Annotated in this window: 10 protein-coding genes and 5 tRNA genes; 7 read left to right on the top strand and 8 right to left on the bottom strand. The window is 70.9% G+C overall.

What is annotated here, in order from left to right:
• Positions 1–34 precede the first annotated feature (34 nt).
• The 3 genes from VT52_RS38170 to hrpA all read right to left on the bottom strand — a co-directional run bounded on the left by VT52_RS38170 (position 35) and on the right by hrpA (position 4,574).
• Complete coding sequence (locus VT52_RS38170; protein ID WP_167377743.1) at positions 35–208, bottom strand: DUF6274 family protein; 174 nt, start codon at positions 206–208, stop codon at positions 35–37.
• Positions 209–457: 249 nt separating this feature from the next.
• Positions 458–532 (bottom strand) — tRNA-Asp (locus tag VT52_RS26690).
• Between the two features lie 97 nt (positions 533–629).
• Positions 630–4,574 carry an ATP-dependent RNA helicase HrpA gene (hrpA, locus tag VT52_RS26685; RefSeq protein WP_046423007.1) on the bottom strand — a complete coding sequence of 1,315 codons (3,945 nt, stop codon included), beginning with the start codon at positions 4,572–4,574 and terminating at the stop codon, positions 630–632.
• 108 nt (positions 4,575–4,682) lie between these two features.
• Here hrpA and VT52_RS26680 point away from each other — a divergent pair, with 108 nt between their 5' ends.
• A complete protein-coding gene (locus VT52_RS26680; protein WP_046423005.1) occupies positions 4,683–5,708 on the top strand; it encodes an ABC-2 transporter permease in 1,026 nt (341 codons plus the stop codon).
• Between the two features lie 12 nt (positions 5,709–5,720).
• On the opposite strand, the gene VT52_RS26675 is transcribed toward VT52_RS26680, so the two are convergent.
• The 5 genes from VT52_RS26675 to VT52_RS26655 all read right to left on the bottom strand — a co-directional run bounded on the left by VT52_RS26675 (position 5,721) and on the right by VT52_RS26655 (position 8,085).
• On the bottom strand, positions 5,721–6,053 hold the full coding sequence (locus tag VT52_RS26675) for a hypothetical protein (RefSeq protein WP_046423003.1): 333 nt from the start codon (positions 6,051–6,053) through the stop codon (positions 5,721–5,723).
• 77 nt (positions 6,054–6,130) lie between these two features.
• Positions 6,131–6,204 (bottom strand) — tRNA-Phe (locus VT52_RS26670).
• A gap of 24 nt (positions 6,205–6,228) precedes the next feature.
• Positions 6,229–6,303, bottom strand: a tRNA-Asp gene (locus tag VT52_RS26665).
• 39 nt (positions 6,304–6,342) lie between these two features.
• A tRNA-Glu gene (locus VT52_RS26660) sits at positions 6,343–6,415 on the bottom strand.
• A gap of 80 nt (positions 6,416–6,495) precedes the next feature.
• A complete protein-coding gene (locus VT52_RS26655; RefSeq protein ID WP_079175283.1) occupies positions 6,496–8,085 on the bottom strand; it encodes a metallophosphoesterase family protein in 1,590 nt (529 codons plus the stop codon).
• An 83-nt stretch (positions 8,086–8,168) separates the two neighbouring features.
• On the opposite strand from VT52_RS26655, the gene VT52_RS26650 reads away from it, so the two are divergent.
• The 6 genes from VT52_RS26650 to VT52_RS36060 all read left to right on the top strand — a co-directional run.
• Positions 8,169–8,519: a metallopeptidase family protein gene (locus tag VT52_RS26650; RefSeq protein WP_046423001.1), complete on the top strand. Its 351-nt coding sequence runs from the start codon at positions 8,169–8,171 to the stop codon at positions 8,517–8,519.
• Positions 8,520–8,708: 189 nt separating this feature from the next.
• A complete protein-coding gene (locus VT52_RS26645) occupies positions 8,709–9,227 on the top strand; it encodes a hypothetical protein (RefSeq protein WP_046428254.1) in 519 nt (172 codons plus the stop codon).
• Between the two features lie 218 nt (positions 9,228–9,445).
• On the top strand, positions 9,446–11,563 hold the full coding sequence (locus VT52_RS26640) for a DEAD/DEAH box helicase (protein ID WP_053055733.1): 2,118 nt from the start codon (positions 9,446–9,448) through the stop codon (positions 11,561–11,563).
• A 113-nt stretch (positions 11,564–11,676) separates the two neighbouring features.
• Positions 11,677–13,212 (top strand): amino acid permease, encoded by a 1,536-nt coding sequence (locus VT52_RS26635; RefSeq protein WP_046428250.1) that lies wholly within the window; start codon positions 11,677–11,679, stop codon positions 13,210–13,212.
• Between the two features lie 88 nt (positions 13,213–13,300).
• A tRNA-Lys gene (locus VT52_RS26630) sits at positions 13,301–13,373 on the top strand.
• 261 nt (positions 13,374–13,634) lie between these two features.
• On the top strand, positions 13,635–13,784 hold a 150-nt coding region (locus VT52_RS36060), incomplete at its 3' end, for a transposase (RefSeq protein WP_143070920.1).

The following is a 13,784-nucleotide window of genomic DNA, read 5'->3' as shown; positions in this document are numbered from 1 at the left end:
CCCCTGCGCAGAGGGGAGTTGGGGCCTGTACCGGTCACGCGGTACCGGGCCCCCGGTCCTCGCCCCGCCCCCCAGCCCCCGCGCTCATCGCCAGCCGCATCAAGTGGTGGCAGACCGGGCAGTGCCGGGTGAGATGCCGGTGCGACGACGCGGCCGCGAGGTGCGCCCTGAGCAGCGCCCGCGTCTCCTGTCTGAGCGATGTCCTCATGCCCTCCTGGGTACCGAGCGAAGCGGGCGCGGTCAAGGCCGCGCGACGGCGTGGAGGCACCCGGAAGCGCCCGGAAGGGGCCGGGTGGGCTTCTGGTGGGGTTTGCTGAGTTTCGTTGCCCTCAGGGGCCGTTGTGGCCGTGCCGTCGCCGCAGGGATCCGTCGAGGGGCCGGGCGAGGGGGTCGGCGGACATGGGCGGACACGACTAAGGCCCGCGATCCTCAGGGGATGCGGGCCTTGGCCTTACTGCGGTCCTGACGGGATTTGAACCCGCGGCCTCCACCTTGACAGGGTGGCGAGCACTCCAAACTGCTCCACAGGACCAGGTTTCGCGGCGCTTGGCTTGTCGCGTTGCGCTGCGAGACGAGACTCTACAGGAGGTGGAGCCGCCTGGTCGAACTCACCCCCTGTGATCGGTCGGTCACGGCGCGGCCGCGTCGATCGCCTTCACGATCCGCTTGTCGGAGACGGGGTACGCCGTGCCCAGCGCGTGCGCGAAATAGCTGACCCGCAGCTCCTCCAGCATCCAGCGGATGTCCAGGACCTGCTGCGGAACCGGCCGCCCCTGCGGAAGCTGCTCCAGCAGCCAGGCGTACTCGTCCCGCATCTCGTGGACCTTCTCCATGCGCGTGGTGTCCCGCTGCACGTTCGCCGGCATCTGCTGGAGCCGCCGGTCCGCCGCCACCAGGTACCGCATCAGATCCGGCAGCCGCCGTATCCCCGCCCACGTGACGAACCCCGGCTTCACCAGCGCGTCCAGCTGCTTGCGGACGTCCGTCAGGTTCGCCAGCAGCGCGGGGCTGCGCACGGCCTTCAGGCGCCGCTCACAGGCCTGCCACGCGGCCAGCACCTGCTGCACCTGGCCGACCGTGCGCACCGTGGTGTCCACGATCTCGGCACGCACCTTGTCGTACAGCTTCCGGTACGACTCCTCGTCCCACGCCGGGCCGCCGAAGTCCGCGATCAGCTTGTCCGCGGCGGCCATCGCGCAGTCGTCGAACAGCGCCTGGACGGACCCGTGCGGATTGGCGGACAGCCCCAGCTTCTGCTGATTGCTGAGCTTCTCGGACGCGAACTTGGCCGGGTTCACCGGGATGTTGCGCAGGATCAGCCGCCGGGTGCCCCTCCACATGGCCTCCGCCTGCTCGGCCTCCGTGTCGAAGAGCCGTACGGAGACCGTGTCGCCGTCGTCCACCAGCGCCGGGTACGCCTTCACCGGCTGTCCGGCCCGGCGCGTCTCGAAGACCCGGCTCAGCGTGCCGATCGACCAGTCGGTCAGCCCCCTGCGCTCCAGCGCGGGGCCGCCCTCGCGGGACGCGGTCGCCGCCGCGGCCTGGGAGAGCGCCTTGCGCGCCTTCGGCTTCAGGCTGAGCTTGAGCGCCTCCAGGTCCTTGTCCTCGGCCAGCTTCCGGCGCCGCTCGTCGACGATCCGGAACGTGATCCGAAGATGCTCGGGAACCCTGGCCCAGTCGAAGTCCTCCGCCTCGAACGGCACCCCGACCATGCGCTTGAGCTCGCGCGCCATCGTCACGGTCAGCGGCTCCTGGAGGGGCACCGCCCGCTCCAGGAACGCCTTGGCGTAGTTCGGCGCCGGCACGTAGTTGCGCCGGATCGGCTTGGGCAGGGACCGGATCAGCTCGGTGACCACCTCTTCCCGCAGGCCCGGGATCTGCCAGTCGAAGCCCTCGTCCGTGACCTGGTTGAGGACCTGGAGCGGGATGTGCACGGTCACACCGTCCGCGTCCGCACCCGGCTCGAACTGGTAGGTGACCCGGAACTTCAGGGCGCCCTGCCGCCAGCTGTCCGGATAGTCCGCCTTGGTGACGGCCTCCGCGGACTCCCGGATCAGCATCTCCCGTTCGAAGTCCAGGAAGTCCGGCCGCTCGTGCCGCTTCCGCTTCCACCAGGAGTCGAAGTGCGCTCCGGAGACGACGTGTTCGGGCACCCGCTGGTCGTAGAAGTCGAACAGCGTCTCGTCGTCCACCACGATGTCCCGGCGCCGCGCCCGGTGCTCCAGCTCCTCGACCTCGCTGAGGAGCTTGCGGTTGTCGGCGTAGAACTTGTGGTGGGTGCGCCAGTCGCCCTCCACCAGCGCGTTGCGGATGAACAGCTCGCGGGAGACCTCGGGGTCGATCCGGCCGTAGTTCACCTTGCGCTGGGCGACGATCGGCACGCCGTACAGCGTGACCTTCTCGTACGCCATCACGGCCGCCTGGTCCTTCTCCCAGTGCGGCTCGCTGTACGTGCGCTTCAACAGATGCCCGGCGATCGGCTCGACCCACTCGGGCTCGATCCTCGCGTTGACCCGGGCCCACAGCCGGCTGGTCTCCACCAGCTCGGCCGACATCACGAACTTGGGCTGCTTCTTGAACAGCGCCGAGCCCGGGAAGATCGCGAACTTGGCGCTGCGGGCGCCCAGGTACTCGTTCTTGCTGCCTTCCCGTACGTCCTTCATACCGACGTGGGAGAGCAGGCCGGCGAGCAGGGAGACGTGCACCCGGTCGGCCGGGGCGTCCTCCTCGGCGAGGTGGATGCCCATCTGCTTGGCCACGGTCCGCAGCTGGGTGTAGATGTCCTGCCACTCGCGGATGCGCAGGAAGTTCAGGTACTCCTGCTTGCACATCCGCCGGAACGAGCTGGAGCCGCGCTCCTTCTGCTGCTCGCGGACGTAGCGCCACAGGTTGAGGTAGGCGAGGAAGTCGCTGGTCTCGTCCTTGAAGCGGGCATGCTGCTGGTCGGCCTGCGCCTGCTTGTCGGCGGGGCGCTCGCGCGGGTCCTGGATGGACAGGGCGGCCGCGATGACCATGACCTCGCGGACACAGCCGTTGCGGTCGGCCTCCAGCACCATCCGGGCGAGCCGCGGGTCCACGGGCAGCTGGGCCAGCTTGCGGCCGGTGTCGGTGAGCCGTTTGCGGGGGTCCTTCTCGGCGGGGTTCAGCGCGCTCAGTTCCTGGAGCAGCTGCACGCCGTCGCGGATGTTGCGGTGGTCCGGCGGGTCGATGAAGGGGAACTTCTCGATGTCGCCGAGGCCGGCCGCGGTCATCTGGAGGATGACGGAGGCGAGGTTGGTGCGCAGGATCTCCGCGTCGGTGAACTCCGGCCGGGCGAGGAAGTCGTCCTCGCTGTACAGCCGGATGCAGATGCCGTCCGAGGTACGGCCGCAGCGCCCCTTGCGCTGGTTGGCGCTGGCCTGCGACACCGGTTCGATGGGCAGCCGCTGGACCTTGGTGCGGTGGCTGTAGCGGCTGATCCGGGCGAAGCCGGGGTCGACGACGTACTTGATGCCCGGGACGGTGAGGGAGGTCTCGGCGACGTTCGTGGCCAGCACGATCCGGCGGCCGGTGTGCTGCTGGAAGACCCGGTGCTGCTCGGCGTGCGACAGCCGGGCGTACAGCGGCAGGACCTCGGTGAACCTGTACTTCTTCTTCTCCAGCGCGTCCGCCGTGTCGCGGATCTCCCGCTCGCCGGAGAGGAAGACGAGGATGTCGCCCTTGCCCTCGGCCTGGAGCTCCTCGACCGCGTCGCAGATCGCCGTGATCTGGTCGCGGTCGGCGTCCTCCGACTCCGCTTCGAGGAGCGGCCGGTAGCGCACCTCCACGGGGTACGTCCGCCCGCTGACCTCGATGATCGGGGCGTCCCCGAAGTGCCGGGAGAAGCGCTCGGGGTCGATGGTCGCCGAGGTGATGACGACCTTGAGGTCCGGCCGCTTGGGCAGCAGCTGGGCGAGGTAGCCGAGCAGGAAGTCGATGTTGAGGGACCGCTCGTGGGCCTCGTCGATGATGATCGTGTCGTAGGCGCGCAGCTCGCGGTCGGTCTGGATCTCGGCGAGCAGGATGCCGTCCGTCATCAGCTTCACGAAGGTGGCGTCCGGGTTCACCTGGTCGGTGAAGCGCACCTTCCAGCCGACGGCCTCGCCGAGCGGGGTGCGCAGCTCCTCGGCGACGCGCTCGGCGACGGTGCGGGCCGCGATCCGGCGGGGCTGGGTGTGCCCGATCATGCCGCGCACGCCGCGGCCCAGTTCGAGACAGATCTTGGGGATCTGCGTCGTCTTTCCGGAACCGGTCTCACCGGCGACGATGACGACCTGGTGATCGCGGATGGCCGCCGCGATCTCGTCCTTCTTCTGGCTGACGGGCAGCTGCTCGGGATAGGTGACGGCCGGCACGCGGACACGCCGCTCGGCCATCCGGCCCGCTGCCTTGTCGAGCTCGCCCTCGATCTCGGCGAGCACGGCGTCACGGGCCTCGGGCTTACGGATCTTGCGCGCGCCCTCGAGCCGGCGTCCGAGCCGGTGCGCGTCACGCAGCGACAACTCGGTCAGACGGGCGGCGAGGGAGCCGAGGGCGGGGGCTGGATGCGTAGACATACGCGATCCAGGATCTCACCTCGGCCGAAACCGAGTCGACCGATTTGCCGCCGGTCGGGCGGGGCGCGCCCGGAGGCACCTCCCACGGCGGGATGCCAGAGTTCCACCATGTCCGATTCGCGCTGGACGGCGTTCAAACGGTCCCCCTTCCTCCCCGCCTCCGTCCTGCTCCTGCTGATCTCCGCCGCGGCCGGCCTCTTCGCGGGCTCCTACACCTACGCCATGGCGAACCCGACCCCGCACAGCATCCCCGCCGCGGTCACCGGCCCCTACGACCGGCCGCCCGTCCGCACCTTCCTCACGGGCATGGAGCACGCCCTGTCGGCCTCGCTGAAGCTGCACCCGTACGCGAACCGGGCGGCGGCCGTACGCGCCGTGGACGAACAGCGCGTCTTCGCGGTGATCGACGCGCCCTCGGGCACCGGCCCGGTCAGGATGGACGTGTCGGCGGCCTCCGGGGCGACCGTCGCGCAGGTCCTCGGGGAGGCCGCGACGAGTGTGGGCCGGGCCACCGGGACGCCCGTCGTGCTGCACGACCTCAAGCCGCTCCAGAAGGGCGACCCGCGAGGGCTGGCGATCTTCTACGTCTCGCTCGCCGCGGTGGTGATCGGCTTCATCGGCGCGATCCAGCTCAGCGTGCACGCGAAGGCGCTGAACCCGCTGGAGCGCATCGCCTTCACCGTCGCCTACTCCCTGCTCGGCGGGTTCACGATCGCCGCGGTGGTGGACTGGTGGCTGGGCGCGCTGCGGCTGCCGTTCGTGGAGTCATGGCTGATCCTCGCCCTGACGATGTTCACGTCCGGCATGGTCTTCACGATGTTCAACACGATGTTCGGACGCTGGGCCATGCTGCCGACCTGGGGCCTGATGGTGCTGCTGGGCAACCCCTCGTCCGGTGGTGCCGTCTCCTGGCCCCTGCTGCCGTCCGTGCTCGGCACGGTCGGCCGCTGGCTGCCGCCGGGCGCCTCGGTGAACGCGCAGCACACGGCGGTCTACTTCCGGGGTGACCAGCACGCCTTCCCGTTCCTGGTACTGGCCGGCTGGTCCGTCCTCGCCTGCGTGATCTTCCTGGTCTGGCGTCACCGTCATCCGGGCGGGCGCCCGACGGGCCCTGACAAGGAGGTCGGTGCCTAGAAAGGCCGGCGCCTAGGAGGTCGGGGCGGGTGCCGCGGGGACGGGGGCCGCGTCCGGCCCGGCGGGGGCCGCGGGGACCGGTGCGGGGCTCTGTTGCTGGGCCGGCCCGACCAGGGTCATGGACCGCGCGGTGTTGGACACGGCCTTGATGCCGATATAGGCGGTGGTCATGCCGCTGACCGCGGTGAAGGCGGCGGTCAGGATGCCGACGATCACCGAGGTGTCGCCCTTCAGCCGGTAGACCCCGACGACCGCCACGGCGACGATCGCGACATTGCTGGCCATCACCGCCAGCAGGCCGTACTTCGCCTTGTCCTTCTCGAGCTCGATCTCGGTACCGCTCATTGGTCCCCCCGACCTGGCTGGAGCGCGATGCTGCCATACGACGAAGGCCCCGTTCGTCGAACGGGGCCTTCGGGTTGTGGCTGGGGCCGGGGTCGAACCGGCGACCTATCGCTTTTCAGGCGATCGCTCGTACCAACTGAGCTACCCAGCCACGAGGTTTCACGTGAAACCTCAGCGGTCCTGACGGGATTTGAACCCGCGGCCTCCACCTTGACAGGGTGGCGAGCACTCCAAACTGCTCCACAGGACCAAGCTGTTTGTGTGCAACAGTGTCGCACACGGTTCTGCGTGCCCCCAACGGGATTCGAACCCGTGCTACCGCCTTGAAAGGGCGGCGTCCTAGGCCGCTAGACGATGAGGGCTATCGGCCCGCCTGGGCGCTTCTCAGCGCGTCGGGGACGTGAGAAGCATATGGGATGGCGAGGGGGATCGCCAAAACGGTTTACGGGCGGCGGGTGGAGCCCCCGCTCCCGGAGGGTGAGGGGGCGGTCGACGGGGGTGTCGCGCCGGGCCGGTTCCCGTCCGCCAGATGGCGGCTGACCTCGGCCGTCGTCAGCCCGAGGCCACCCAGCCGGATCGCGTCCCAGGCCTGGAGCCGATGGCTGTCGCGGTCGAAGTAGAGCACCGACGCCTCGATCGGCGCCGGGTACTTCCCCTCCACCGCGCGCAGCCCGCTGCCCCCGGTCGAGCCCTCCATCCGCAGCCGTGTCCCGTACGGCAGCTTCTCGTCCCCCTCGTGGTGCAGATGCCCGCACAGCACCAGCGGCACCTCCCCGTCCGTCTCCCGCGCCGCCACCGGCTCGTGCGCGATCGCCACGTCCACCGGCGTCCCCGCCGCCCGCTGGGAGCGCAGCGCGCTGTCCAGCCGGTCGCCCGCCAGCCGCTCGGCGGCGTCACCGCCCGGTACCACCGCGCGGTCCGGGGTGAACTGCGGATCACCGATGCCCGCGAAGCGCAGGCCGCCCACCGTCCGCGCGTGCCCGTCGTCCAGCACGCGGACGTTCTTTAGGTGCTCCAGATAGCGCTGGGTGGTCCGGGAGTCGTGGTTGCCCCGTACCCAGACGTACGGCACGCCCAGACCGGCGATCGGGTCCAGGAAGCCGTTCTCCGCCGCCGTGCCGTGGTCCATCGTGTCGCCGGAGTCCACGATCACGTTCACCTTGTACTGCTTCACCAGCGAGGCGATGATCTTCCAGCTCGCCGGGTTCAGATGGATGTCCGAGACGTGCAGGACCCGGATGGTGGAGGGGTCCGGCTGATAGGCCGGCAGCGTGGACGTGACGTCGTACAGCTTGGTCACGTTCGTCACCAGGCGGGCCAACTCCTGCTGGTAGACGTCGAAGTCGGTGACGATGCTGCGGGCGTTGCCGATCACCGAGGGCGCGGAGGACAGCAGCCCGGAGAACCTCGGCTCCAGCACCGACTCGGGGTTCCAGGTGGCGTACGCGGAGGCGCCCGAGGCGGCCAGCAGCGCGAGGGCGAGCCCGCCGGCCGTGAGCGCGCGGCGCGGTCGCCGGTAGACGGCGAACCCGAGGGCGCTCGCGCCGGCCACCACGGCGACGCCGGAGCGCACGGCGAGTTCGAAGGTGCCGTGCTCCACGTCGTGGACCACCTCGTCCTGGAGACCGGAGATCCGGTCCGGGTGGTCCACCAGCTCCTGGGAGCGCAGCGGGTCCAGCTGGTCGACGTTGACGTCCAGGCGGACCGGAGCGACATGGCTGTCCAGGGTGAGCGCGCCCAGCGGTGACACGTTGATCTTGGTGCCGCCGGTCAGCGAGGGGCGCAGCGCCATCGTGGTGTTCATCGGGCCGACCGGCGTCCGCACGTTGCCGACGACCAGCAGCCCCAGCCAGGCGCCGATCAGTACGACCGCGGTGAGGCCCAGCGCGCCGAGCCATGGCCGGGGGCGGGCGGCGAGCTCCAGCTCGGGGAGCGGACGGGGGCGGGAACCGGGGCGGGGGCGGCGGGCGAGGGCCGCGACGGGGTTCGGCAGGCGGTTCAGGACGGCGACGGGGACGGGGACGCGGACCATTGGTCCCGTATGCCCATGTGCGGGCGGGGGTATGCGGCGGTCCGCCGCTCCCGTGCGGCCTTCCCGTGCCCGACAATGACCCTGTGCTGGAGATGACGCGCGAGGAGTTCGAGGAGTTGGTCGCCGAGGCGCTCGACCGGATCCCGCCGGAGCTGACGCGGCTCATGGACAACGTGGCGGTGTTCGTGGAGGACGAGCCGCCCGCCGCGGATCCCGAGCTGCTCGGCCTGTACGAGGGCACCCCGCTGACCGAGCGGGGCGAGTGGTACGCCGGTGTGCTGCCCGACCGGATCACGGTCTACCGGGGGCCGACGCTGCGGATGTGCGACACACGCGAGGACGTCGTGGCGGAGACCGAGGTGACCGTGGTGCACGAGATCGCCCATCACTTCGGCATCGACGACGCCCGGCTGCACGCGCTCGGCTACGGGTGACGGGGTGACGGGGTGACGGGGTGACGGGGTGACGGGGTGACGGGGCGTCGAGGCGGCCGTGGGGGACGCGGCCCCGCTCGTGGTGGCTCCCCGGCCGTCCCGGCTTGATGCGTACGCGGCGCGTGTCCTCCTGCGGGCGACGGGAGTTGAACGGGTTGACCCCGTTCCCCGCCCCCGGAGGTGGCCGCCGTGCGCCCCTTGCCCGTACCCGTACGTCTGGTCGTCACGGCACTGGCCGTCTGCGCCGCCACCGGTTGTGTGAACGTGGGTGACGCCGGGAGCCGGATCGCGCCCTCCCATTCCACGGCGCGGCACGGCGGCGCCGGGGCGGCGGCCGGCGCCGGGCCCGCGGTGGACGGCGCGGCCGGCCCCGGCCGGGTCGCGCCCGGGGGCGACGGCGCGCGCGGGAGCGGCGCCGAGCGGAAACCGGGGGAGTCCGCTCCGGCGGCCTCGGCCGGCGCGTCCTCGGCGGACAGCGCCTCCACGGCCCCCGTGAAGCCCGGCAGGACCCCAGGGGCCCCACCGGCCCCGCCCGTGGAGCAGCCGACCCCCGGACCCACCACCGCGCCGCCCCCGCCACCGGCGACCACCCCGCCGCCGCCCGACACCGCGCCCCCTTCGGCCGAACCCTCCTCCTCGGCGCACGAGGACCCGGGCCCCCAGCTGGTGCGACGGGACCCGGCACCCGCGGCGGGCATCCCGATGTGACCGGACGCACCCTCCGGAGCGGCCCATCGGTTTGCCTTCATGGGTGGAGGGTGCGTATGGTGGTAGATCGTTTGATCCCATTTGCCCGGCGCCACCACAGAGCGCGCCGTGTGGCGCGTACTCTCCCTTGCCGTGTCGGACCGCATTGAGGCGGTCGTATGCGAATCACGGAGTTGACGGGCGCGTGCCGACGAGACTCCGGAAGGTTTCGCATTCGCATGTCCGTGTCCAGTTTTGACCAGATCGTCGTGCCCGAAAACGAGAACGAACTCGTGGACGAGACGACCGAGGCCACTGAGACCCAGGCCCCCGAGGCCCCCCAGACCACCTTCGCCGACCTCGGCCTCCCCGAGGGCGTCGTGCGCAAGCTCGCGCAGAACGGCGTGACGACCCCCTTCCCGATCCAGGCCGCGACCATCCCGGACGCCCTGCTCGGCAAGGACATCCTCGGCCGTGGCCGCACCGGCTCCGGCAAGACCCTCTCCTTCGGTCTGCCGACCCTGGCCCAGCTGGCCGGCGGCCGCACCGAGAAGAAGCGCCCCCGCGCGGTCATCCTCACCCCGACCCGTGAGCTGGCCATGCAGGTCGCGGACGCCCTCCAGCCGTACGGCGACGTCGTCGGCCTGAAGATGAAGGTCGTCTGCGGCGGTACGTCCATGGGCAACCAGATCTACGCCCTGGAGCGCGGCGTCGACATCCTCGTCGCCACCCCGGGCCGGCTGCGCGACATCATCAACCGCGGCGCCTGCTCGCTGGAGGACGTCCAGATCGCAGTCCTGGACGAGGCCGACCAGATGTCGGACCTGGGCTTCCTGCCCGAGGTCACCGAACTGCTCGACCAGGTCCCGGCCGACGGTCAGCGGATGCTCTTCTCCGCCACGATGGAGAACGAGATCCAGACCCTCGTCGACCGCTACCTGAAGAACCCCGTCTCCCACGAGGTGGACGCGGCCCAGGGTGCGGTGACGACCATGTCCCACCACATCCTCATCGTGAAGCCCAAGGACAAGGCTCCGGTCACCGCCGCGATCGCCTCCCGCAAGGGCCGCACGATCATCTTCGTCCGCACCCAGCTGGGCGCCGACCGCGTCGCCGAGCAGCTGCGCGACGCGGGCGTGAAGGCCGACGCGCTGCACGGCGGCATGACCCAGGGCGCGCGCACCCGCACCCTGGCCGACTTCAAGGACGGTTACGTCAACGTCCTGGTCGCCACCGACGTCGCCGCCCGCGGCATCCACGTCGACGGCATCGACCTGGTCCTCAACGTGGACCCGGCCGGCGACCACAAGGACTACCTGCACCGTGCGGGCCGTACCGCGCGTGCGGGCCGTACCGGCACCGTCGTCTCCCTGTCGCTGCCTCACCAGCGGCGCCAGATCTTCCGCCTGATGGAGGACGCCGGCGTCGACGCGGGCCGCCACATCATCCAGGGCGGCGCCGCCTTCGAGCCGGAGGTCGCCGAGATCACCGGTGCCCGGTCCATGACCGAGGTGCAGGCAGAGTCCGCCGGCAACGCCGCGCAGCAGGCCGAGCGCGAGGTCGGCCAGCTGACCAAGCAGCTGGAGCGTGCCCAGCGCCGCGCGACGGAGCTGCGCGAGGAGGCCGACCGCCTGGTGGCCCGTGTCGCCCGTGAGCGCGGCGAGGACCCGGAGACCGCGGTGGCCGAGGCGCAGGCCGCGGCGGCCGAGGCCGTGTCCGAGGAGCCGGCCGCGCAGCAGGCCGAGCGCGAGGAGCGTCCGGCGGCTTCGGCGGCGCCCGAGCGCCGTGACGACCGCCGTCCGTTCGACCGCGACCGTCGTGACGACCGTGGTGGCCGTGGCTTCGAGCGCCGTGACGACCGCCGTCCGTTCGACCGTGACCGTCGTGACGACCGCGGCGGTTTCCGCCGGGACGACCGCGGTGACCGTCGTGACGACCGTGGCGGCCGTTCCTTCGAGCGCCGTGACGACCGCCGTCCGTTCGACCGCGACCGTCGTGACGACCGTGGTGGCCGTGGCTTCGAGCGCCGCGACGACCGTCGTGACGATCGTGGCGGCCGTTCCTTCGAGCGCCGCGACGACCGTGGCGGTTTCCGCCGGGACGACCGCGGTGACCGTCGTGACGATCGTGGCGGCCGTTCCTTCGAGCGCCGCGACGACCGCGGTGGCTTCCGCCGGGACGACCGCGGCGGCCACCGGGGCAGCGACCGCCCGTTCAACCGCGAGCGCCGCGACGACCGTCCGGGCTTCCGCTCCGGCGGCCACGAGCGCCCCTACGGTCGCCGTGACGACCACCGCGGCACCGGTTCCTCCTTCGGCCGCCGCGACGACAAGCCGCGCTGGAAGCGCAACGGCTGACGGATCGCCGTACGAACCGCGAAGGGCCCGCACGACCTGCGTCGTGCGGGCCCTTCCGCGTACCGTCCCCGAGTGACGCATGTCACGCACGCGACGGGGGAATTGCTGGGGGCATGACAGAAGATGCGACAGGCGGCGCCACAGGTGACGCGACAGCGGGTGTGCCGTCGGACGAGGAACGGCTGGCCCAGCTCGGTTACACACAGGTCCTCGCCCGGCGTATGTCGGCGTTCGCCAACTACGCGGTGTCCTTCACGATCATCTCGGTTCTGTCGGGCTGTCTCACCCTCTACTCCTTCGGCATGACCACGGGCGGCCCCGCCGTGATCACCTGGGGCTGGGTCGCGGTCGGCCTGATGACGCTGCTCGTGGGGCTGTCGATGGCCGAGATCTGCTCGGCCTACCCGACCTCGGCCGGCCTGTACTTCTGGGCCCACCGGCTGGCGCCCGCGCGCTCGGCGGCGGCCTGGGCGTGGTTCACGGGCTGGTTCAACGTGCTGGGCCAGGTCGCGGTCACCGCGGGCATCGACTTCGGTGCCGCGTCCTTCCTCGGTGCCTACCTGAACCTCCAGTTCGGCTTCGAGGTCACGCGCGGGCGCACCGTCCTGCTCTTCGCCGCGATCCTGGTGCTGCACGGCCTGCTGAACACCTTCGGGGTGCGGATCGTCGCCTTCCTGAACGGCGTGAGCGTCTGGTGGCACGTGCTCGGGGTGGTGGTCATCGTCGGCGCCCTGGCCGTCGTGCCCGACCACCACCGCTCGACGTCCTTCGTCTTCACCCACTTCGTCGACCGGACGGGCTGGGGCAGCGGCGTCTACGTCGTCCTGCTCGGCCTCCTGATGGCCCAGTACACCTTCACCGGCTACGACGCCTCCGCCCATATGACCGAGGAGACGCACGACGCGGCCACGGCGGGCCCGAAGGGCATCGTGCGCTCCATCTGGACGTCCTGGATCGCGGGGTTCGTCCTGCTGCTCGGCTTCACCTACGCGATCCAGTCGTACGACGGGGAGCTGGCGTCCGCGACGGGCGCGCCGCCGGCCCAGATCCTGCTGGACGCGCTCGGCGCCACCGCGGGCAAGCTGCTGCTCCTGGTGGTGATCGGCGCCCAGCTCTTCTGCGGCATGGCCTCCGTGACCGCCAACAGCCGCATGATCTACGCCTTCTCGCGCGACGGCGCGCTGCCGTTCTCCCGGCTCTGGCACACGGTGAGCCCCCGCACCCGCACCCCCGTGGCTGCGGTCTGGCTGGCCGCGCTCGCCGCGCTGGTCCTCGGCCTGCCCTACCTGATCAACTCGACGGCTTACGCGGCGGTGACGTCCATCGCGGTGATCGGCCTCTACATCGCCTACGTCGTCCCGACCTTCCTGCGGGTCCGCAAGGGCGCCGCGTTCGAGCGGGGACCCTGGCACCTGGGCCGCTGGTCGGGCGTGGTCGGGGTGATCTCCGTCCTGTGGGTGCTGGCGATCACGATCCTCTTCATGCTCCCCCAGGTGTCCCCCGTCACCTGGAAGACCTTCAACTACGCCCCCGTCGCCGTCCTGGTCGTCCTGGGCTTCGCCACCACCTGGTGGCTGGTCTCCGCCCGCCACTGGTTCCTCGACCCCGCACGCGCCCGCACCCCCGCCTCCAACCCCGTCAAAAACTAGCCATCCCGCCCCCCGACGCGGCCGGGTCCCCCCTACCCGATCGGAGACCCGGCCTCCTCCGGCTATGCTCGGACAGGCAACATCGCCTGGGCCCTTAGCTCAATTGGCAGAGCAGTGGACTTTTAATCCATTGGTTGTGGGTTCGAGTCCCACAGGGCCTACGGCGGCAGGGGAGGGCTTACCCCCTCTGACCTGCTACGCAGCGCTCGTGTCGGCTTCGGCCGTCCCGGGCGCTGCTTCGTTTTCCGGCTCTTGCGTGAGCGATGCGTGAGCGGATGCGTTCGGGGCTGCACGCCAGGCGGTGTCCGCAGGGCAGGTGATCGGCGGCGTGTGCGGCTGCATACCGATGGTTGCCGGTACGTGCCCTAGGCCGTGTTTTAGATCGGGTTCCGGTCCACGCCTCGCGCCGTGATGATCACGGTGTGGGGCGTGGGGATCTTTCTGATGAACAGTGGTCGGTGCTGGAGTCGTTGCTGCCGGCGGCAGGCGTGAGCCGCAGGTCCGCGAACCGGCGGCGGTTGATCAACGGAGTTCGGTGGCGGGTTCGCACGGGTGTTCCGTGGCGTGATCTG

The organism is Streptomyces malaysiense (assembly GCF_000980885.2).
Classification (GTDB): domain Bacteria; phylum Actinomycetota; class Actinomycetes; order Streptomycetales; family Streptomycetaceae; genus Streptomyces; species Streptomyces malaysiense.
Note: the sequence above shows the minus strand (reverse complement) of the source record. Positions and strands in the feature narration are given on the sequence as shown.

Bases quoted from the DNA above. Each gene is read 5' to 3' on its own strand.
- VT52_RS38170 (WP_167377743.1), bottom strand. From the start codon at position 208: ATGAGGACATCGCTCAGACAGGAGACGCGGGCGCTGCTCAGGGCGCAC.
- hrpA (WP_046423007.1), bottom strand. From the start codon at position 4,574: ATGTCTACGCATCCAGCCCCCGCCCTCGGCTCCCTCGCCGCCCGTCTG.
- VT52_RS26680 (WP_046423005.1), top strand. From the start codon at position 4,683: ATGTCCGATTCGCGCTGGACGGCGTTCAAACGGTCCCCCTTCCTCCCC.
- VT52_RS26675 (WP_046423003.1), bottom strand. From the start codon at position 6,053: ATGAGCGGTACCGAGATCGAGCTCGAGAAGGACAAGGCGAAGTACGGC.
- VT52_RS26655 (WP_079175283.1), bottom strand. From the start codon at position 8,085: ATGGTCCGCGTCCCCGTCCCCGTCGCCGTCCTGAACCGCCTGCCGAAC.
- VT52_RS26640 (WP_053055733.1), top strand. From the start codon at position 9,446: ATGTCCGTGTCCAGTTTTGACCAGATCGTCGTGCCCGAAAACGAGAAC.
- VT52_RS26635 (WP_046428250.1), top strand. From the start codon at position 11,677: ATGACAGAAGATGCGACAGGCGGCGCCACAGGTGACGCGACAGCGGGT.